The following is a 19,196-nucleotide window of genomic DNA, read 5'->3' as shown; positions in this document are numbered from 1 at the left end:
TCCCTCGACCGGGGTCCGCCTAGGGCAGGAGGCGCGTCGGGCCGCGGAACAGGTAGGTGACCTCGCGGAGGTTGGCCTGCTGCAGCATCAGCATGATGACGCGCGACAGGCCCATGCCGAAGCCTCCGTGCGGCGGGACGCCGTAGCGGAAGAAGTCGAGGTAGAAGCCGAGCTCCTCGGGGTCGAGGCCCTTGTCGCGCGCCTGCTCGACGAGGACGTCGATGCGGTGCTCGCGCTGGGCGCCGGTCGAGATCTCGACTCCGTTGTAGATGAGGTCGTAGCTGTTGGTGATCGACGCGTCGCCCTCGCGGCGCATGTGGTAGAACGGCCGGATGCTCGAGGCGTAGTCGGTCAGGAAGACGAAGTCGTGGCCGAACTCCTCCTTCACGTAGGCCGCGATGCGGCGCTCGCCCTCGGGGTCCATGTCGTCGTCGGCGCGGGGCACCTCGTAGCCGCGCTCTGCCACGATCCGCTTGGCCTCGGCCAGCGGGATACGCGGGAACGGCGTGGTCGGCACCGTGAGGTCGATGTCGAAGAGCGCCTTGACCTCGGCACCGTGCTTGGCGACCACCGCGGTGAGCCCGGCGACCATGAGCTGCTCGTGCAGCTCCATGACGTCCTCGTGCGAGTCGATCCACGAGACCTCGGCGTCGACGCTCGTGAACTCGGTCGCGTGACGCGAGGTGAAGCTCGGGTCGGCGCGGAAGGCGGGGCCGACCTCGAAGACCTTGCCGAACCCGGCGGGCTGCGCCATCTGCTTGAAGAACTGCGGGCTCTGCGCGAGGTAGGCCTTCGTCTCGAAGTACTCGACCTCGAAGAGCTCGGCGCGCGACTCCGAGGCGCTCGCCATCAGCTTCGGGGTGTGGATCTCGATGAAGTCGTTGTCGATCCAGTAGCTGCGCAGGGCGTGCTCGAACGTGGTCTGCACGCGGGCGATCAGGTTCTGCTCGGGGCGGCGCAGGTCGAGGAAGCGCCAGTCCATGCGCTTGTCGATGCCGGAGTCGGGCGCGATCGGCGCCTCCGGGATCGACTCGGACACGATCCCGAGGGCCTCGAGCTTGACCTCGATGCCGCCGAGCTTCACGCGCTCGTCGTGCTTCAGCTGCCCCGTCACGGTGATGAAGGAGCCCTGCGCGAGACCGGAGATCGCCTCGGTGATCGCGAGCTTCGCCTCCGACGCCGCGTCGCCCTCGACGGCCTCGCGGACCGCGGGGTTCACGAGCTGCACGGCGCCCGACTCGTCGCGGAGGACGACGAACTGCACCTTCTTCTGATCGCGCACCGTCTCGACCCAGCCGGAGACGCGCACCGGCCCGTCTTCGAGGGCGGCGAGCTTCTTGACGGTGGTTCGGGGGAGGCGGGTCGCGTCGGTCACGGTAGGGGAGTCTACTCGCGAGGGGTCGGCGGGCGTTCGGCTCGGAGGCTACGGCCGGTGCCCCCGAACCATGCGGTGTCTACCGCGGGCGGTGGCTCTGACGAGCGGAAGCGGTTCACGCGGCTGCCGGATACGAAGCCAAGGCCCTCACGTAGAGATCCCGATCCAGTCGGATGTTCGGAGAGAGGCCGAGGCGAGAAGGGCTGAGAACGGTCTGCCACTCCCCGATGAATGGCAGGACCACCACGCCACGCAATCCACGGTTCCATGCGGCCTCGAGCGCCTCTACCACTAGATACTCCGGGGACGTCGGGACGAGCGGCGTCGGTCGACTGACCCGGTTCACCCAATGCTCCATTCTCTCCTGGTCGATTCCCTCGTCACCCCACTCTGCCGACCACTTCGGCGGGTGCTGACTGTGGCGCGGCGCGCCGGGCGTGTTGAGGCTTCGGATGAGCGCCGGATCGATCGTCGTCGCGTCACTGGGCGACTCATACCACTCCGTTCCTCGGCGCCACGCCTGCGACCATCGTCGGGACCACTCTTCTCTCCCTTCGCTCTCCGGGATCTCCGACTCCACGCGATCCACCGCTAGGAGAAGCTCCGGGAAGTGCTCATCTGTCTCCAGATTCCACGCCGCCCGGAGGAAGAGAAGCTCGAGCAAGTGTCGTGGACGCTCATCGACGATGAATGACATTCCTTTCGGCCAGGCGGATGTCCTTTCGCGCCCCGAGCCGTTTCTACCGAATCTCATGCTTCATCCTCATTCTGCCAGCGCTGGACCATGCTCCGGACGCAGATCCGCTGCCGTCTGCGTATCGACGCCTCTCGCGCCGTTGCCGGGCAGTCCTCGCTCACCAGGCGTCGTAAGGAAGGGCAGATGAGCAGGTCAAGCCGTTGTTCAGAATGGCGTAGGAGCCGGCGCGGACCTGTCCGAAGCCGGAGGCGTTGCCGCCGACCGCCTTGAAATGCGTAGCCGACCACGTGGTGGACGCAGCCAGGCCGTTGAAGTCCTCGGACCATGTTCCTGAACTGGTCGCCCCATCGACCTTCCATTCGTGGCCGATGGAGTAGCCGAGAGTGACGGAATAGGCGGTGTAGATGTTGATTCCGGAACTTCCTGCGCGTGTGATGAACAAAGTCGAGGTGCCGCAGTTGCCGGATCTCGTGTCGCGCGCAGCGAGCCCACCACCCGCGATGGCAAGTTCTTCTGCTTCCTTCTTAGCGGCATCGGTCACGGGAATGGACTCGAAGGTACCGTCATCGTGGACGACGATCTGATAGCCGTGCGCCTCAGCGACGGCCGCATCGTAGCCGGACAGTGTCATGGCGGCTGTTTCGTGTTCGACAACCGCAGCGGAGGGTTCGGATGCATCAGCCGGCGCTGCGGAGAGCGCGCCTACTACCCCAACTGTGATGCAGTAGATGAGAAACTTCTTCTTGAAACCGAACACAATGTACCCCCCGGTCAGTGTCTTGCTCTCGACGTCGATGTCGGAGATGGCTTGGTAGCAGCGATTCTAATTCGCATCACGAATACATCAAGTTCCCCAACATGGGGGACTTCTCGAAAATAGGCCCGGGTCCGAGCGCGGAGAGGGCGACGCGGGTAGGGGAGTCTACTCGCGAGGGGTCGGCGGGCGTCGCGAGGGTCAGTGCAGCACGCCCAGGCGCCGGGCCGCGGAGACGGCGGCGGTGCGCGAGGAGACGTCGAGCTTGGCGAAGACGTGGACGAGGTGGGACTTGACCGTCGTCTCGGAGACGAAGAGGCGGGCCGCGACCTCGGTGTTGCTGAGCCCGCGGGCGACCAGCGCGAGCACCTCGGTCTCGCGCGGGCTCAGTCGCGCGATGGGGGAGCGGAGCCGCTCGAACAGCCGGGCGGCGACGGCGGGGGCGAGGGCGCTCTCGCCGGCGGCCGCCGCTCGGATCGCGGTGATCAGTTCGTTGGGCGGTGCGTCCTTCAGGAGGTAGCCGCTGGCGCCCGCCTCGACGGCGCCCAGGATGTCGGCGTCGGTGTCGTACGTGGTGAGCACGAGAACGGAGGGAGGATCGGGCAGCGCCCGCAGCGCGCGGGTCGCGTCGACTCCGGTGCCCGCTCCGGGCCCGAAGCGGAGGTCCATCAGCACCACGTCCGGGGCGACCGCGCTCGCGACGGCGAGCGACTCCTCCGGCGATCCCGCCTCGCCGACGACGGTGAGGCCCTCCTCGGCGCCGATGAGCGCGCGCAGGCCGGCCCGCACGATGGGGTGGTCGTCGACCAGGACGATGCGGATCACGACGCCTCGAGGGCGGGCAGCTCGACGCTCACTCTCGTGCCCGTCGCGTCGGAGTCGACCTGCAGCCGGCCGCCGAGCTGCTCGGCCCGCTCGCGCATGGCGCGCAGGCCGAAGGAGTCGGGCCGGTCGCCCGACGCGACGGAGTCCGGATCGAACCCGGTTCCGTCGTCGGTGATCCGGAGGCGCGCGGTCGATCCGTCGCTGCGGAGGACCACCTCGACAGCGCTGCCGCCCGAGTGCTGCAGCGCGTTGGCCACCGCGCCCTGCGCGAGGCGGAGCAGGGCCGTCTGGGTCTGCATGGGCAGTGCGCGGCCGTCGTCGGCGTCGACGGTGACGGCGACCCCCGAGCGCTCCCAGTGCGTGCCGGCGAGGCGCCGCAGCGCGCCGTCGATGCTCTCGTGCTCGAGCGCGGGGGGCGCGAGCTCGCGGATGAACCGGCGAGTCTCGTCGAGGTCGGCCGCCGCCGTCTCGCGGGCCAGCCGGACGTGCTCGATCCCGGGCCGGCCAGGGTCGGCCCGCTCGGCGGCATGCAGCAGCATCTGGATGCTCGACAGCCCCTGCGCGACGGTGTCGTGGATCTCGCGCGCGAGCCGGGCGCGCTCCTGGGCGACCGCCGTCGCCCGCTCGCTCGCGCCGAGCCGGTCGCGGGTCGCGAGGAGCTCGGCGAGCAGCGCCTCCCTCTCACGCGCCTCGCGGGCGAGGGCGCGGGCGGCGAGCCCGATCAGGATGGCGACGGCCGCCGCGATCAGCGGGCCGACCACCCCGCCGACGCTCCAGCCGGCCCGCCAGCCCAGCGCGACGACGGCGACGGCGGTGAGCGCCAGCACCGCCGCGACGGCCGAGCGCGGCGGCAGGACGTGCATCGCGAGGAAGAAGAGGGGGAAGGCGAGGTACGCGGCGTCCGCCTCGAGCAGCACGAGGCCTGCCCAGACGATGGTCACGCCGACGAGCCAGGCGACGCCGCGACTCCGCGAGCCCCGGGTCAGCCGCGGCCCGGCGAGGTAGGCGGCCAGCAGCGCGGCGCACAGGAGGAGCACCGCCGGCGTCCGCGGACCCGGCTCGAGTGAGGCGCGCACGGCCACGAGCACGAGCAGGCCGCCGACGAGCGCGTGCAGCCCCGCGCGCAGCCCGGTCATCACGGGAGCGAGGGCGGTGTGCGGCACGGAGTCGACGGTACGCATCGCCGCGCCCGCTGTCATCGTACGAAGGAAGGACCCGGGCGCCCTCCGCGGGAACGGCCGACGAGGGGCCCGCGCGCACGATGCGGCGCGGCCCGCCGTCTCGCAGTCTGGAGCGGTCGCGGATCTCGCGGCACCGATCCTCCGGAGGCCCTCTTGTTCGTCGCCTGGCGCGAGCTGCGTTCCGCGCGCGGCCGCTTCCTCCTGATCGGCGCGGTCGTCGCGCTGCTCACCCTGCTCGTGGGGTTCCTGTCGGGGCTCACGGGCGGGCTCGCCCTGCAGAACGTCTCGGCGGTGCTGGCGGTGCCGGCCGACCGCTTCGTGTTCTCGGGCGGCGACGACGCTCCGTCGTTCGCCGACTCCGCCGTCACCGCCCGGCAGGCGGCGGAGTGGTCGGCGCTCGCCGGCGTCGACTCCGTCGAGCCTCTGGGCATCGTGCAGGCGCGAGCCGAATCGGGCGCCTCGCATCTCGGCGTCGCCGTCCTCGGATCGAGCAGCGCGCTCGGGGCGCCGTCCGCCGCGGGCGGGATCGCGCTGACGACCGCCGCCGCCTCGTCACTCGGGGTCGGTGTCGGAGGCGCCGTCACGATCGCCGGAACCTCGTTCACCGTCTCGTCGATCGGCGGCGACGACTGGTACAGCCACACCCCGGTCGTCCGCCTGCAGCTCGGCGACTGGCAGCACCTCGCGGCGGCGCTCGGCTCGCCCGTGGAGGCGACCGTGCTCGCTGTGCGGGGCGCTCCCGACTGGGCGTCGGCGGAGGCGGCGACCGGCACGGTCACGCGCTCGCCCGTCGCATCGCTCACCGCGATCGGCTCGTTCCGCTCCGAGATCGGCTCACTGCTGATGATGGTCGCGATGCTCTTCGGCATCGCCGCGCTCGTCGTCGGGGCCTTCTTCACGGTCTGGACGATGCAGCGCTCGGGCGATGTCGCCGTGCTCAAGGCGCTGGGAGCCTCCACGCCCTCACTGCTGCGCGATGCGCTGGGCCAGGCGCTCGCCGTGCTGCTGGCCGGCACTCTCGTCGGCATGGCGGCCGTCGTCGCGCTCGGCGCTCTGGCGGGGACCGCGCTGCCGTTCCTCCTGAGCCCCCTGACCACCCTGGCCCCTGCGGCGCTCATGATCGCCCTCGGCCTCCTCGGCGCGGCGGCGGCCCTGCGCACTGTGGTCTCGACCGACCCCCTCACCGCACTCGGGAGCGCACGATGATCGAACTGCACGACGTCACCCTCTGCTTCGACGACGGCGGCACGCGGCTCACCGCCGTCGACCGTGCCGATCTGGAGTGCCGGCCCGGCAGCGTGACCGGACTCACCGGGCCCAGCGGCTCGGGCAAGTCGAGCCTGCTCGCGGTGGCCGCGACACTGATCCGCCCCGACTCGGGTCGGGTGGTCATCGACGGCGTCGACGTGTCGACCCTGTCTCGGGCGGAGGCGAGTCGGCTGCGGCGCTCGAGCATCGGGATCGTGTTCCAGCAGGCGAATCTGCTGCCGGCGCTGACAGCGCGCGAGCAGCTGCTGGTCATGGACCGGCTCGGCGGACGCCGCGAGCGTGCCCGCGCCGCGGCTCGAGCCGACGAGCTGCTCGCCGAGGTCGGTCTCGAGGGGCGCGCGGGCGCTCGGCCCGCGCAGCTCTCGGGGGGTCAGCGGCAGCGGATCAACGTCGCGCGGGCCTTGATGAACGCGCCCTCGGTGCTGCTCGTCGACGAGCCCACCAGCGCACTCGACAGCGAGCGCGGCGCGGCGATCGTCGACCTCGTCGTGCGGCTGACCCGCGAGCGCGGGACGGCGACGCTCCTGGTGACCCACGAGGCCGCGCATCTGCCGCGGCTGGACCGGGTTCTGACGATGCGCGACGGGCGGCTCGCGGCCTGAGGCGACCGCGCGGTCCGGTGCAATGGTGCGGTCTGCAGGGGCGTGTGCGGTCAGCTGGCGACCCGGCGGAATCCGTCCCGTTCGCGGTCGGCGTGGCCCAGGGATTCGAGACAGTCCTCCGCAGACGAGTGGTTCACGAGCTGCACGGCGCCCGAGTCGCGGAGGACGATGACCTGGACCTCCTTCTGATTGCGGGGCGCGAGCTTCTTGACGGTGGTTCGGGGGAGGCCGGTCGGGGCAGTGTCCTCGCGAGAGATCGCGCACGATCTGCAGGGCTGAGGGCACTCCCTTCTGCTGACCCGAATCGCGGCAGCGGCTCCGGGGCCGCGACTTCGGAGGTGGGGCGGCCTGATCGGGGCGTGCCACTCGGCCGGGCAGCAGACGGAGGTGGTCTCGTCGTACGCGACCGAGACGAGACGAGCGGCAGGTCGAGTGCAATCGTGTGCTTCAAGCACGTCAGGACGGCCAGAGACCTCGGGCCGTCGGTTTCGGCGCATCTGATGCCGGTGACGAGTTTCGAGCATCCGCCAGGGGGCGCGAGGCTCAGGATTCCGCCGCGCAGAGCGGAAGCCGCCCGCGACGCTCGCAAACGATCGTTTTCGATGGAGGGTGAAGGAGCGCCCCCAGATGAGCTTTAGGCCTCGGCGATCCATGCGACCCCCGTTCCCACCTCCCGGCCGAGAACCCGCATTCACCGCGGAGGGCCGGCGACACCGGTCAGCGCGTCATGACATGCGTCCGAACCTGCTCGCCGTTCGACTCAGATGTACCCCGATTTGTCCCCACATTACCCGACATGACATTTGCCCACACTTGGCCCATACTTGGAAACAAAATAGCTTCTCGTCTCATCAAAAACAAAGATGATCTTCGAAGCCATCGATCGACAAGAGGGATCTCCAACATGGCGACAAGACGACAGTTTGTTGCGACGCTTGTTGCAGCGACGGCCGCTGCCGCGGCACCGAACGCCTCGGCGGATCCTGCGCTGGCAACAACAACCGGAGCTACGCCCATGGTATCCATGGTCGCTGGCGCCCCAAACACTATGGCGATTGTCTCGAGCGACTATACCGCTCGATCGACCGTACCTTTCTCCCTAAGCCAATTAGTCGAGCTCAGCAACCCAAGCTCGTTCCGAGTCTTGGTTCAGTTCGACAGCAGGCTCTTCACACCAGGGGAGATCGCAGTCTCCTCATATGGCGAGCACTACGAGATATCTCCGACCGCGGTGGACCTTGCCGAAGCGCCAACTCCATCCACCGTTAGATACGAACTGCCCGACGTATTCAATGGGGCATCTGTCGCAACAGTCAATCTATCACTGCCCCTCACGGCAATTGATCGCTATCCAAACGAAGGCCTCGACACACCGATGTCGTTATCGCTCGTTATCGCATCCATCGAGGGGACCGAATTAGCGCGTGTCGAGTGGGCCGTCACAGAGGCCCCCGCGCCGGTCGTCGCGTGGGGAGCTGAGGTCACGGCCATCTGGACCGACACACAAGTTGTCAACGGCGGAACGAACGAGTCGACTCGTTACCGGTACCCTGCAGCTCTTCAATGCTCGAGCGTAGGCCCGGCCTCCATTCCCGTGGGATCAACCTTCACTGTCGAGATGGACGGCTCGGTGATCAGTAGCTGCGGCGTAGGCCAGATCAGGACTAGCGCAATATCGGCGTCTCCGACCGCCGAGCTCGCGACACTAGACGCAGGACAGTCGGTCGCATCTGATCCTCTACCAGCCGCTGGTGCTGCGGTCATAGCCCCGATCGAGCGTCCGGTCTGGCCAACGGCAACCTATTCGATTACAAGCGAGACTGCCAACAATGTTGTCCGGACCTCAGTTTCCCTCAACCAAGAGATTCCAGCAGGCACCGCGATCGAGATCGCCCTAGAGGTTCAAACCGTGACAGGAGAACCGACGATCTCCACAATCACTTACGCGACGGCCTTCCTTTCCGGTCCCTCTGACAATGCATATTGGCAGCGGAACACGGGGAAGTATTTAGTCAATGACCTAACCGCCTCCGGCACACCTCAAGTTACTGGTGTCGCCGAAGGGAAAATCTGAACTGGGAGCACGGAATGGTCGATCAGTGGGTATTAAACTCCCAAACTTGGGTTAACAACAAATACGCGAACGTTCCCGGTTTCGTTGCGGCACCGCTTGACGGAAAGCCGGGCTGGAAGACGATGTTCGCCCTCACCCGCGCTCTTCAGTGGGAGCTCGGGATCACTGCCCTTTCCGACAACTTTGGGGCTGGGACGCTCTCCGCCTTAACAACAAAATTCCCGTCAGTGTCCTCGGCCACAACCAACGCCAACATTCGAGGAATCGTCCAGGCTGCGCTTTGGTGCAAAGGCTATAGCGGCATGGCGATCACAGGCGGGACGTGGACCACCTGGGACTCGACTACGTCGAATTCGATTGTAACTCTTCGCGCAAATTTAGGCCTTTCAGCAGCTCCGACCATCTTCCCAAAATTGTTCAAGAGCCTGCTCACGATGGACGCCTACACTCTCGTTTCCGCGGGCTCTACCCTTGTTCGTTCGATTCAGCGGTCCCTCAACACGCGGTACAACACCCGCCGGGACTTCTTCTTGCTACCATGCGACGGCTTGTATTCGCGCGACGTACAAACAGGTCTGCTGTATGCGCTGCAGTTCGAAATCGGGATGGACGATGGGGTCGCTAACGGCTTTCTCGGACCCGCTACGAAAGCTGGCTTGAGCTCCGCGGCTGCTAATGTCGCCCAGGGATCGTCCGACTCAGACAAGTACTTTGTCCATCTGTTCCAAGCAGCACTCGTGTTCAACGGCTTTTACAGCGGGCCTTACGACGGCATCTTCTCTGCAACTATGGCCGCGAATGTGAAGTTGTTTCAGGTCTTTACGATGCTTCCTCAGACCGGTCGCGCGGACTGGAAGACCTGGGCTTCTCTGCTTGTGTCGACCGGAGACCCAGAAAGAACCGATAGCGCCAAAGCGGTCGATTGCATTACCGCAATAACTAGTGATCGAGCCGCAACGCTGAAGGCCAACGGCTACTCGATCGTCGGACGCTACCTCACTAACACGCCTTTTGTTGAAGACCCGACCGACAAGAATATCAAAGCTGGTGAGCTGACAACAATATTCGGAAACGCCCTGCGAGTGTTCCCGATCTTCCAAGAAGGTAGCCATGATGCCGCGTCATTCGACAAGGACCTTGGTAGCCTTTCAGGCTACCGGGCCTATTCTGCCGCCCGAGCGTACGGTTTCAAGGATGACACCGTAATCTATTTCGCCGTCGATTTTGATGCTCTCGAGGAAGAAATCTACGGGAGCGTTGTACCTTATTTCCAAGGCGTGAACGAAGCGTTCATAAATATGGGCAAAAAGTACCGTATCGGCGTTTACGGCGCCCGAAATACTTGCGCCATTGTCTCGGCGGCAAAACTCGCAGTTTTCAGCTTTGTAAGCGGGATGTCAACTGGCTACAGCGGAAACCTCGGTTACCCGTTGCCGAAAAATTGGGCTTTTGACCAAATTAAGGAATACACGATTGGCACCGGCTCGGGTGCGATTGGCGTTGACAAGAATATTGTCCAGGGCCGCGACGGAGGTCAGGCTGCGGTCAGCCTGGCTCTGAACGCAGATGCATTCGCTTACGTTGACAAGATTCAGCAGGCCGCTGAGACCTTCGTCTCGACGAGAATGCCCGGGTTGTCGCCGAGCGTCTTGACGTTGCAATACTTGAGATACCCGGAGTACAACGATGCGAATGCGCTGTGGGCGTCGGTTGCTGGCGCAGTCGTCATCGAGTTCATTCAATACGTGGATACGGAACTCAAGATTCCCCGGATCACTGCTCTGATTGAACCGCAAGAATCGCGGGCACTAGGACTCGCTCATCTCGCGGTTGCTGCGAATGGGGTCACCTTTGCGGGACTGAAATCAGTAGCGAGTGAAGCAGTGAACGTTGCGGACATGGCCGGCTGGGCGGGTGATGTCATCCAGAACATGGTAAATTGGATACGATGGGGCCAAATCAAATATGGCGCCAATGCCTTTGCAAACGAATATATTGGAAAATTCGACGAACTCGAATGGGACAATCAATTCCCTTGGTCCGACCTCATCCAAGACGTTGATGGCGTCAACTTGGGCAATAAATTGCGGAACAATCCGGCGCTCTCCTTTGCCCAGCTCTTCAGGGCCTATTACGGCACCAGTTCCACCGCAGGCTGGCGAACTCGATACTCCACCTTCAAAACCCTTCGTTTCGGCACGGACGACGCTCGGGCAATCAAGATTGCGACTGCCGCACTTATCCAAACTTCCGACCAGACCTACAATGTAAATCGAGCCGCTCTTGTCACCGCCATGGGAGCCACCGAAGGTGCCATCGCCAACAACGAAAAGGGCTCTATTGCTCGTGGCTTCTACGAGGTTCTGAAGGCAAAGGCGGTAGGTCACTAGCATGACGGTTACACCCGTAGCGGGCTTACTCCTCCCAATTTTCATCTGGGCCGTCTGGCTCACAGTCGCGAGAGGCGCGAATAGAGCGAGCATCCGCGTCCGGCTGGCGTGGGCAGCCGCAAGTATTATCGGAATCTTAGTGACTATCGGATTTGCAATCGCCAAATTCTCCGAGCCTTCCACCGATAAGGATCCTCTATCGAGCGCCATCTCATTCTCGGCACTGGATGGTTCCATTCTCATTGCCAGCGCGCTCTTTTCGACTGTTCTCTTGATCGTCCTTCTATTCCTCGCGGGGAGCAGGACGGAGCAAGACAACCCACCGGCGGAGCGAGACCAAGGCTCAAAGTCGGACGCGTCCCGAAAGTTGGGCGACGACTGGTAGCAGTCGGAAAAGCATGCGACGCAGACGCAACCGCACATGGCGCGTTTTAATCCTCGGCCGGCATGATCGACAAGCCCGAAAGGGTCGCCGAATGAACACAAAATCGGTAATCTAGTCCTGGCACCGGTACCGTAGCGGTTTCGGTGCAGCAAGTCAGGAGGGGGCCGGCCGATGCCGGGCCTGGCTGGCGTTTTGGGGGGAATTCTTTCGTCTGCACGCATACGCTAACGCACAGATTTTTCTCCTTCGCTAGCTGCGTGGACATCTATACTCGCGCCACGCTTTCTTCGGTTGGACGCGGACCTTTCCGCGTGGAGTAAGGAGCACGATGAAAAAGAAGATGAACGCCCTCATCACGGCCGTCGCAGTCAGTGGCCTATTGATCGTCGGAGCACCCGCCCAGGCGGCGCAGCCGGGGGCTTTGGAACCAATTTCGCCAGAGAACAGCTATCTAGCAACACCCGAGGACCTCGAAGTTCTCGGGCTCGGTCAGGAAGTGGTGGACGCGCAGCGTGCTGCCTGGGAAGCTCTTCCAGAAACTGAGCGCGAGGCTCAGTCTGAGCTCGAAGCGGAGCAGGATGCAAGCGCGATAGATCTCGCCTCGGTACCCGTCTTCCACACAGGGACTCAAAATGGCGGTGTTTCGGCGAGGACCGTCTATCCGAATCCTTGCACCGATCAGCCGAACGGTTACAAGATTGGTAGAGAGAGAAGCGGGTCCACGTCCTTCACTTACACCTGCTATATCGGCTCCGGAGTCTACGACTACGGCGCAAACGAACTCACAAAGGTGCGGAACCTGCGTCCGGGCAACTACAAAGGCCGCGTGCTTTACCACTACTCGAACTCGAACTACTACTGGAGCGTAGACCGGGGACCCGATTTCAACACGTACTCGTTCGACCTCACCCCCGGTTCGGTCTACGTCAAGTCAGTTCAGCTATACTGATTGCACTCCCGCCTGCATCTGCTGTGCTGGTCAATCCCAGTGCGGCAGGTGCAGGCGGACTATTGTCGTGTTCTAAGGAGCTGGCGTCTCGTTTCCGAAGCTACCCTGCTGGTAATTGAAGCAGATCTGATACGCCCTGTCGGCTTCGGAGAGGGCATCCCAGGCGTGCATCTGGGCGAGTGCCTGTTCGCGGGTGCCCATGTCTTGTGGCAACGCGAGCGGGCTGTTCTCAGGAGAGATCGTCGACTGTTCCAGGGCGCCTTCGATACGTGACGCTGTCGGATCGACGGAACACGCTGCTAAGTCGTCGGAAGTCATAACGACTGAAGGTAGAGGACTTTCTGAGGCAGTTGGCGACACCGGCACCGGGGAGGCGGCCTCAACACGGCCGGCACACCCCGCGAGCAGAAATACTGACACCACAACGAGTGTCCTGGTACGTATTGACGTTGATGTCACTGTTACCCCCTAGTCGCTCCACCGTACCTCGTCGCGTCGCGGGAAGCTAGTTCGCCGGGTTGTACCGAGTCAGGTCCGGTCCCCTAATTGTGGGATCATCAGTCCCTGAGAAGGTCGCCATACAGTGCGCGATCGCATGCTTGCTGACTCTTGTAAGCGCTGGTAGCAGTCCGAGGGTCGGTCAGCGCTTATCCCCGGAGAGGGGCAGCCTCCTGTAGCTTCAACACATGACACACTACGTTTATGCGACGAGCGGCCATGCCGTCGGCTTCATACGAGGAAGATATGTTCACCGACTCACGGGTCAGGCCATCGGCCAACTTCGCGGCGCTCATGTGCACCGGCTAAGCGGTGAATATGTCGGAGAATTGCATGATGATCAGGTCGTGGACAAGCACTTGGGCAACCTGGGTAATATCGGTAATCCGGGTAATCCGGGTAATCCGGGTAATCCGGGTAATCCGGGTAATCCGGGTAATCCGGGTAATCCGGGTAATCCGGGTAATCCGGGTAATCCGGGAAATCCCGGGAATCCGGGCAATCCGGGGAACAGAGGCAACCGCGGCTGTTCCTATCGAGATGTTTTCGAACGGTTGCTATGAACGCGCGGGCTAAGTGGACACTTGGTGCTGAGCTGCGCACACTCCCTCGACCTAACACCCCTCTTGCCAACATCCGATAACCCCGATTACGTCAGTTATCTGACAGATGCGCGTCGGATGACGCTTCCTCTAGGTCAGGTGTGCTCCAAGTGGCCGTCAGAAAACGGCGCCGGTCTCCGCCGCGGTGCTGAGGCCCTTGCGAGAGTCGGGAGCTCCTTAGTCCCGAGGTTGCTGAACGCAGGTTCCGTTAGCGACCGAGCAGGCCCGCGCTAGGGAAGTCGCGGTGGCGCGATCAATTCGAGGTAGCCGCCGAGCGCACCCTCGAGGTAGACGATGCGTGTACCCGCTCGGGCGCCGCTGGTCATCCGGTGGGGCGGACCGACCGGCCGCCAACCGTGCGTAGCACACAGGCCCAGCACCCGGTCGAGGTCCGAGACCGTCAGCGCGATGTGCACCGTGCCGATGTCCGCGGGTGAGCCGGCTGCTCGAGCCGACCGAGGGGGGTCGTACTGCAGCAGCTCGACTCGGTGGTCTCCGAGCGTCACCACCGCTCCCCGGATCGTCGTTCCGTCGACGCCCGTGGTCGCGACCGTGGTTTCCGCATCAAGCGTGAACGTGCGTTCGAGTGTGAAGCCGAGACCGGAGCACCACAGTTCCACCGAGTCGTCGAGATCGGTCACGGTGAGGCCGGAGTGAGCGACGGCCAAGACGAGTGGTGATGTCATCCCATGAGTATCCGGCTCGACTCGGCGGCCCCTCGAGAACGGGGAGCGGGCGTACGACTATCGGCGCATTGAGCAACATATCGCCGATAGTTCTGACTGTGTCAATCTGCCTGCTTGCCGCTCGTGAGACTCCGGCGAGAGGCCCCGACGTTCCGGGGCTGGACGCGAACGGCAGGGTGTCGCCAGGAGCGCAGCGATCGATGCGCAACGGAAGTCGCTCGAGCGGATCTGATGCGAACAGCGATCGACGGCCCAGCGAGGCCGCGCACACTTGTCTCCGGGCGGCCGAACGGGGTGCTCACCAGTCCATCGCAGAGGAGCCTCATGAGCACCGCACTGATCACCGGAGCCTCGAGCGGCATCGGCGCCGCCTTCGCGCGCGCCTTCGCCCGGCGGGGCTGGAGCCTCGTGCTGGTCGCTCGCGGCACGCAGCGGCTCCATGAGGCGGCCCGCACCTTCGAGGCTCTCGGTGCCCCGCACGTCGAGGTCCTCGCGGCCGATCTCAGCGATCGCGAGCAGGTGGAGCGGGTGCGCGCGCGAGTGGCGGACCCGACCCGCCCCGTCCTCGTCCTCGTCAACAACGCCGGCTTCGGCATCGACGGCAGCTTCTCCGAGCCCGACATCGCGGCGCAGGACGAGGCGTTCGAGGTGATGGTCCGCTCGGTCGCGGTGCTCTCGGGCGCGGCGGCGGAGGCGATGGTGGAGCGCGGCCGGGGTGCGATCCTCACGGTCTCGAGCGTCGCCGGCTTCGTGCACCTCGGTCCCTACTCGGCGGTGAAGGCCTGGGCGACGGCGTTCACGCAGTCGCTCGCGGTCGAGCTGCGCGGCACCGGTGTGCGGGCGGCGGCGCTCTGCCCGGGGTGGGTGCGCACCGAGTTCCACGAGCGCGCGGCCATGGACACCTCGGCGATCCCGGAGGTGCTGTGGCTCGACGCCGACGAGGTCGTCGAGGAGTTCCTGCGTGACGTGGCCCGCGGCCGGGTGGTGTCGGTGCCGTCGTGGCGGTTCGGGGTGCCGGTGGCCCTCGCGCGGCACCTTCCCGATGCGCTCGTCCGCCGCATCTCGGCGGCGGTCCTCGCGCGGCGCTGAGCGCGCCGCTGAGCCTGAGTGCGGCTGCGGCTCAGGCGGCCCTTTCCCGGCGTTCGTCCACGCCGCGTTCCGTACACTTGACGCTCGTGGTTGCCGATCAGATCCATCTCGTGCGGCACGGCGAGGTGTTCAACCCCGACCGGGTCCTCTACGGACGACTCCCGAGCTTCCGGCTCTCGGATCTGGGCCACCGCATGGCCCGCTCCGCCGCCGACGACCTGCTCGAGCGCCGGCGCCACGTCACGACGCTGATCGCCTCGCCGCTCCAGCGCACGCAGGAGTCCGCGCAGCCGATCTCGCAGGCGTTCGAGCTCGAGATCCGCACCGACGAGCGGGTGATCGAGCCGAGCAACCGCTTCGAGGGGAAGTCCCTCGCCGCGCGCAGCTCCGCCCTGCGGAACCCCAAGCACTGGCCCTGGCTCCGCAACCCCTTCGAGCCCAGCTGGGGCGAGCCGTACCTCTCCATCTCGGCGCGGATGTACGCGGCGATCGAGTCGGCGTGGGAGAGCACCGAGGAGGGCGACGCCGCGATCGTCAGCCACCAGCTCCCCATCTGGACCGTCCACCGCGCCCTCGCCGGCGAGCGCCTGTTCCACGACCCGCGCAAGCGCCGCTGCGCCCTGTCGAGCATCACGACCCTCGAGCGCCGCGGCGACGGCTTCGTCGAGGTCGGCTACTCCGACCCGGCCGCCGGCCTGCAGGGCCTGGCCACCGACGTGGGAGCGGTCTGATGCGCCGGACGGGGCGGCTCCGCGCCGCGGGCGTCCTCGCGCTGGCCGCCGCGCTCGCGCTGACGGGCTGCACCGAGGATCCGCTCGCCGACCAGTACCGCAACGGCAGCAACAAGGGCTACATCTCGGGGGACGGCACCGTCACCGAGATCGCCGCCGCCGACCGCGACGATCCCATCGTCTTCTCCGGCACCGACGAGACCGGCGCGACGATCGACTCCGCCGACCTCGCCGGGCAGGTCGTCGTCGTCAACTTCTGGTACGCCAGCTGCGCCCCGTGCCGCGCCGAGGCCGCGGACCTCGAGACGGTGAACACGGAGTTCGCCGACAAGGGCGTCTCGTTCGTCGGCGTCAACGTGCGCGACCAGGCGCCCACCGCGGCCGCGTTCGCCGAGACCTTCGGGCTCGGCTACCCCTCGATCGTCGACACCGACTCCTCCGTGCAGCTCGCCTTCACCGGCACCGTCCCGCCGAACGCCGTGCCCACGACGCTCGTCCTCGACCAGGAGGGGCGCGTCGCGTCGCGCATCCTCGGGCAGCTCCAAGAGGCGTCGATCCTCTCGACCCTCGTGGGCGACACGCTCGCCGAGGGGGAGTAGCGGCGTGGGCGACATCGTCGTCAGCGGTCAGCTCCTGCTGGCCGTGCCGATCGCGCTCCTGGCCGGTCTCGTGTCCTTCGCGTCGCCCTGCGTGCTCCCGCTGGTACCCGGTTACCTCGCCTACGTCGGCGGATTCACCGACGCCGACGAGCGGGCGGCCCGCGGGCGCCGCCGGGTCGTGCTGGGCGTGCTCCTGTTCGTGCTCGGATTCTCGCTGGTGTTCGTCCTCTACGGTGCGGCGGCCGGCACGGTCGGCTTCTGGCTGCGCCAGTACACCGACCTGATCACCCGGGTCCTCGGGCTCGTCGTGATCGCGATGGGGCTCGTCTTCATCGGGCAGTTCTCGTTCCTCCAGCGCACGCTCCGGCCCGGGATCCGTCCCGCCACCGGGCTCATCGGGGCGCCGCTGCTCGGCATCGTCTTCGGCGTCGGCTGGACGCCCTGCCTCGGCCCGACGCTGAGCTCGATCCTCGCCCTCAGCTACGGCATCGGCTCGCCCTGGCGCGGAGCGCTCCTCGCCCTGGTCTACTGCCTCGGACTCGGCATCCCCTTCCTCCTCGTCGCCTTCGGCTTCAGCTGGGTGACCAGCACGCTCGCCTTCGTGAAGCGCCACATCCGCGTGGTCAACATCCTCGGCGGAGCCGCCCTCGTCCTGATCGGAGTCCTGATGGTCACGGGCATCTGGAACACCCTCGTCTACGGATCCCTCTCGGCGGTGATCGATGGCTTCCAGCCGGCGATCTGAGCCCGAGGAGAGCACGCGCCGCCCCGACGAGGCCGCGCAGCGGAAGACGGACGCCTCCTTCCGCCCCGCCGACCACTACGACTCCGACGGCACCGTCACGCAGCCGGCGCTCGGGTTCACCGGCTGGCTCCGCTGGATGTGGCGCCAGCTCACCAGCATGCGCACGGCGCTGTTCCTGCTGCTGCTGCTGGCGATCGCGGCGGTCCCCGGATCGCTCGTGCCGCAGCGCTCCTCCGACCCCAACGGCGTGACGCAGTACTTCGTCGACAACCCCGACCTCGCGCCCCTGCTCGACAAGGTGCAGGCGTTCGACACCTACACCTCCGCCTGGTTCTCGAGCATCTACCTGCTGCTGTTCATCTCCCTGATCGGCTGCATCGTCCCGCGCACGCGCCACCACTTCCAGGCGATGCGCTCGCGGCCGCCGCGGACCCCTGCTCGGCTGCAGCGCCTCGCCGGCTACACCGTCCGCGAGGTCGAGGGCGCGACGGAGGAGGAGGCCGTCGCCTCCGCCCACTCCGTCCTGCGCCGGGCGGGCTACCGCGTCGAGCGCTACGACGACCCGCGCGGCCGCTGGTCGAGCGTCTCGGCCGAGCGCGGCTACCTCCGCGAGACGGGCAACCTGGTCTTCCACTCCGCCCTGGTCGGCATCCTCGTCGCCGTCGGCGTGGGCGGCGGCTTCGGCTACAGCGGGCAGCGCGTGCTGGTCGAGGGCTCGCAGGGGTTCGCGAACAACCTCGCGGCCTACGACTCCTTCAACCCCGGCCGCTTCTTCGACAGCAGCCAGCTCGACCCGTACCAGCTGACCCTCGACAGCCTCGACGTGAAGTACGAGGAGCAGAACCAGTCGGCGCTCGGCCAGCCCGTCGACTTCACCGCGAACGTCACGACCTCCGAGCGCGGCGGGGGCACCGAGGACCGCACGATCAAGGTCAACGACCCTCTGGCGATCGGCGGCACGAACGTCTACCTCCTCGGCAACGGGTACGCCCCGACGATCACGGTCCGCGACCCCTCCGGCCGCGCGATCTTCACCGACTCGGTGCCGTTCCTCCCGCAGGACGCGAACCTGACCTCCGTCGGCGTCGTCAAGGTGCCGGACGGGCTCTCCGAGCAGCTGGGCCTCACCGGCTTCTTCTACCCGACGCAGGACACGCTGGCCTCCGGGGCGTCGACCTCGATCTTCCCCGACCTGCAGTACCCCGTGCTCTCGCTGAACGTCTTCGCCGGCGACCTCGGCCTCGACGGGGGAGTGCCCACGTCCGTCTACGTGCTCAACACCGACTCGCTGACCCGGCTCACCGGCGGCACCACCGGCGTCGCGCCGATCACCCTGAAGCCCGGCGACACGGCCGAGCTCCCGAACGGGCTCGGCAGCGTGACCTTCGACAACACGGGCGCCGACCCGACGCGGATCGGCACCGACAGCGTCAAGCGCTTCGCCTCGTTCGACATCCACCACGACGCGACCCAGGGCTGGGTGCTGCTCTTCGCGATCCTCGTGCTCGCCGGACTCCTCACCTCGCTGTTCGTCCCGCGGCGCCGCGTGTGGGTGAAGGCGACCGCCCAGGACGACGGCGGACTGCTCCTCGAGTACGCGGGACTCGCGCGCGGCGAGGACCCGCAGCTGGTGCGCGCCGTGCGGACGATCGCCGACCGGCACGCCCCGCTCGACTGACCCGGCACCCGGAGATCCCTCCACGGCCGTCACCCGGCTGGGCAGGGGCCGAGTCTGTGCAACCGCG

18 protein-coding genes are annotated in these 19,196 nt (G+C 66.2%); 11 read left to right on the top strand and 7 right to left on the bottom strand.

Annotated features, from left to right (window positions below; translation table 11 throughout):
- Positions 1-19 precede the first annotated feature (19 nt).
- From aspS to C5C24_RS06530, 5 genes are all read right to left on the bottom strand, one after another.
- Positions 20-1,375, bottom strand: coding sequence for an aspartate--tRNA(Asn) ligase (gene aspS, locus C5C24_RS06550; RefSeq protein WP_258065069.1), 1,356 nt, complete (start codon positions 1,373-1,375; stop codon positions 20-22).
- Between the two features lie 115 nt (positions 1,376-1,490).
- Positions 1,491-2,072, bottom strand: a complete 582-nt coding sequence (locus C5C24_RS06545; RefSeq protein WP_104280985.1) for a hypothetical protein — start codon at positions 2,070-2,072, stop codon at positions 1,491-1,493.
- Positions 2,073-2,229: 157 nt separating this feature from the next.
- Positions 2,230-2,829 carry a hypothetical protein gene (locus C5C24_RS06540; protein WP_146082542.1) on the bottom strand — a complete coding sequence of 200 codons (600 nt, stop codon included), beginning with the start codon at positions 2,827-2,829 and terminating at the stop codon, positions 2,230-2,232.
- Between the two features lie 198 nt (positions 2,830-3,027).
- On the bottom strand, positions 3,028-3,651 hold the full coding sequence (locus C5C24_RS06535) for a response regulator transcription factor (RefSeq protein ID WP_104304579.1): 624 nt from the start codon (positions 3,649-3,651) through the stop codon (positions 3,028-3,030).
- On the bottom strand, positions 3,648-4,814 hold the full coding sequence (locus C5C24_RS06530; RefSeq protein ID WP_104281014.1) for a sensor histidine kinase: 1,167 nt from the start codon (positions 4,812-4,814) through the stop codon (positions 3,648-3,650). Before C5C24_RS06530 ends, C5C24_RS06535 begins: the two co-directional genes overlap by 4 nt.
- Before the next feature lie 171 nt (positions 4,815-4,985).
- On the opposite strand from C5C24_RS06530, the gene C5C24_RS06525 reads away from it, so the two are divergent.
- The 5 genes from C5C24_RS06525 to C5C24_RS17575 all read left to right on the top strand — a co-directional run bounded on the left by C5C24_RS06525 (position 4,986) and on the right by C5C24_RS17575 (position 12,501).
- Positions 4,986-6,038: an FtsX-like permease family protein gene (locus C5C24_RS06525; RefSeq protein WP_104280988.1), complete on the top strand. Its 1,053-nt coding sequence runs from the start codon at positions 4,986-4,988 to the stop codon at positions 6,036-6,038.
- Entirely contained in the window at positions 6,035-6,703 is a 669-nt protein-coding gene (locus C5C24_RS06520) for an ABC transporter ATP-binding protein (protein ID WP_104280989.1), read from the top strand. The genes C5C24_RS06525 and C5C24_RS06520 overlap by 4 nt, the downstream gene beginning before the upstream one ends.
- Before the next feature lie 796 nt (positions 6,704-7,499).
- The gene (locus tag C5C24_RS17580) at positions 7,500-8,777 is read left to right on the top strand and encodes a hypothetical protein (RefSeq protein WP_146082541.1); all 1,278 of its coding nucleotides are present in this window, start codon (positions 7,500-7,502) and stop codon (positions 8,775-8,777) included.
- A gap of 14 nt (positions 8,778-8,791) precedes the next feature.
- On the top strand, positions 8,792-11,167 hold the full coding sequence (locus C5C24_RS06515) for a glycoside hydrolase domain-containing protein (protein ID WP_104304578.1): 2,376 nt from the start codon (positions 8,792-8,794) through the stop codon (positions 11,165-11,167).
- Positions 11,168-11,880: 713 nt separating this feature from the next.
- On the top strand, positions 11,881-12,501 hold the full coding sequence (locus C5C24_RS17575) for a hypothetical protein (protein WP_146082540.1): 621 nt from the start codon (positions 11,881-11,883) through the stop codon (positions 12,499-12,501).
- Positions 12,502-12,573: 72 nt separating this feature from the next.
- On the opposite strand, the gene C5C24_RS17570 is transcribed toward C5C24_RS17575, so the two are convergent.
- On the bottom strand, positions 12,574-12,819 hold the full coding sequence (locus C5C24_RS17570) for a hypothetical protein (protein ID WP_146082539.1): 246 nt from the start codon (positions 12,817-12,819) through the stop codon (positions 12,574-12,576).
- A gap of 368 nt (positions 12,820-13,187) precedes the next feature.
- On the opposite strand from C5C24_RS17570, the gene C5C24_RS17565 reads away from it, so the two are divergent.
- Positions 13,188-13,562: a 4-fold beta flower protein gene (locus C5C24_RS17565; protein WP_146082538.1), complete on the top strand. Its 375-nt coding sequence runs from the start codon at positions 13,188-13,190 to the stop codon at positions 13,560-13,562.
- Between the two features lie 269 nt (positions 13,563-13,831).
- Here the strand turns inward: C5C24_RS17565 and C5C24_RS06505 are convergent, their stop codons facing one another.
- Positions 13,832-14,287, bottom strand: coding sequence for a VOC family protein (locus tag C5C24_RS06505; RefSeq protein WP_104280991.1), 456 nt, complete (start codon positions 14,285-14,287; stop codon positions 13,832-13,834).
- A 324-nt stretch (positions 14,288-14,611) separates the two neighbouring features.
- Here C5C24_RS06505 and C5C24_RS06500 point away from each other — a divergent pair, with 324 nt between their 5' ends.
- From C5C24_RS06500 to C5C24_RS06480, 5 genes are all read left to right on the top strand, one after another.
- Entirely contained in the window at positions 14,612-15,376 is a 765-nt protein-coding gene (locus tag C5C24_RS06500) for an SDR family oxidoreductase (RefSeq protein WP_104280992.1), read from the top strand.
- Between the two features lie 86 nt (positions 15,377-15,462).
- Positions 15,463-16,107 (top strand): histidine phosphatase family protein, encoded by a 645-nt coding sequence (locus tag C5C24_RS06495; RefSeq protein WP_104276643.1) that lies wholly within the window; start codon positions 15,463-15,465, stop codon positions 16,105-16,107.
- Positions 16,107-16,706: a TlpA disulfide reductase family protein gene (locus C5C24_RS06490; RefSeq protein ID WP_104280993.1), complete on the top strand. Its 600-nt coding sequence runs from the start codon at positions 16,107-16,109 to the stop codon at positions 16,704-16,706. Before C5C24_RS06495 ends, C5C24_RS06490 begins: the two co-directional genes overlap by 1 nt.
- A gap of 4 nt (positions 16,707-16,710) precedes the next feature.
- Positions 16,711-17,451 carry a cytochrome c biogenesis CcdA family protein gene (locus tag C5C24_RS06485; protein WP_258065068.1) on the top strand — a complete coding sequence of 247 codons (741 nt, stop codon included), beginning with the start codon at positions 16,711-16,713 and terminating at the stop codon, positions 17,449-17,451.
- Complete coding sequence (locus C5C24_RS06480; protein WP_104280994.1) at positions 17,429-19,129, top strand: cytochrome c biogenesis protein ResB; 1,701 nt, start codon at positions 17,429-17,431, stop codon at positions 19,127-19,129. Before C5C24_RS06485 ends, C5C24_RS06480 begins: the two co-directional genes overlap by 23 nt.
- Positions 19,130-19,196 lie beyond the last annotated feature (67 nt).

Origin of the sequence: Rathayibacter sp. AY2B3, assembly GCF_002931755.1 — a bacterium.
Lineage (GTDB): Bacteria > Actinomycetota > Actinomycetes > Actinomycetales > Microbacteriaceae > Rathayibacter.
The sequence above is the reverse complement of the archived record's forward strand: the minus strand, read 5'-3'. Positions and strand labels throughout refer to the sequence as shown.

Excerpts from the sequence above, each read along its gene's own strand:
- C5C24_RS06545 (WP_104280985.1), bottom strand. The coding sequence starts at position 2,072 with ATGTCATTCATCGTCGATGAGCGTCCACGACACTTGCTCGAGCTTCTC.
- C5C24_RS06520 (WP_104280989.1), top strand. The coding sequence starts at position 6,035 with ATGATCGAACTGCACGACGTCACCCTCTGCTTCGACGACGGCGGCACG.
- C5C24_RS17580 (WP_146082541.1), top strand. The coding sequence starts at position 7,500 with ATGACATTTGCCCACACTTGGCCCATACTTGGAAACAAAATAGCTTCT.
- C5C24_RS06515 (WP_104304578.1), top strand. The coding sequence starts at position 8,792 with ATGGTCGATCAGTGGGTATTAAACTCCCAAACTTGGGTTAACAACAAA.
- C5C24_RS17575 (WP_146082540.1), top strand. The coding sequence starts at position 11,881 with ATGAAAAAGAAGATGAACGCCCTCATCACGGCCGTCGCAGTCAGTGGC.
- C5C24_RS17570 (WP_146082539.1), bottom strand. The coding sequence starts at position 12,819 with ATGACTTCCGACGACTTAGCAGCGTGTTCCGTCGATCCGACAGCGTCA.
- C5C24_RS17565 (WP_146082538.1), top strand. The coding sequence starts at position 13,188 with ATGACACACTACGTTTATGCGACGAGCGGCCATGCCGTCGGCTTCATA.
- C5C24_RS06505 (WP_104280991.1), bottom strand. The coding sequence starts at position 14,287 with ATGACATCACCACTCGTCTTGGCCGTCGCTCACTCCGGCCTCACCGTG.
- C5C24_RS06500 (WP_104280992.1), top strand. The coding sequence starts at position 14,612 with ATGAGCACCGCACTGATCACCGGAGCCTCGAGCGGCATCGGCGCCGCC.
- C5C24_RS06490 (WP_104280993.1), top strand. The coding sequence starts at position 16,107 with ATGCGCCGGACGGGGCGGCTCCGCGCCGCGGGCGTCCTCGCGCTGGCC.
- C5C24_RS06480 (WP_104280994.1), top strand. The coding sequence starts at position 17,429 with ATGGCTTCCAGCCGGCGATCTGAGCCCGAGGAGAGCACGCGCCGCCCC.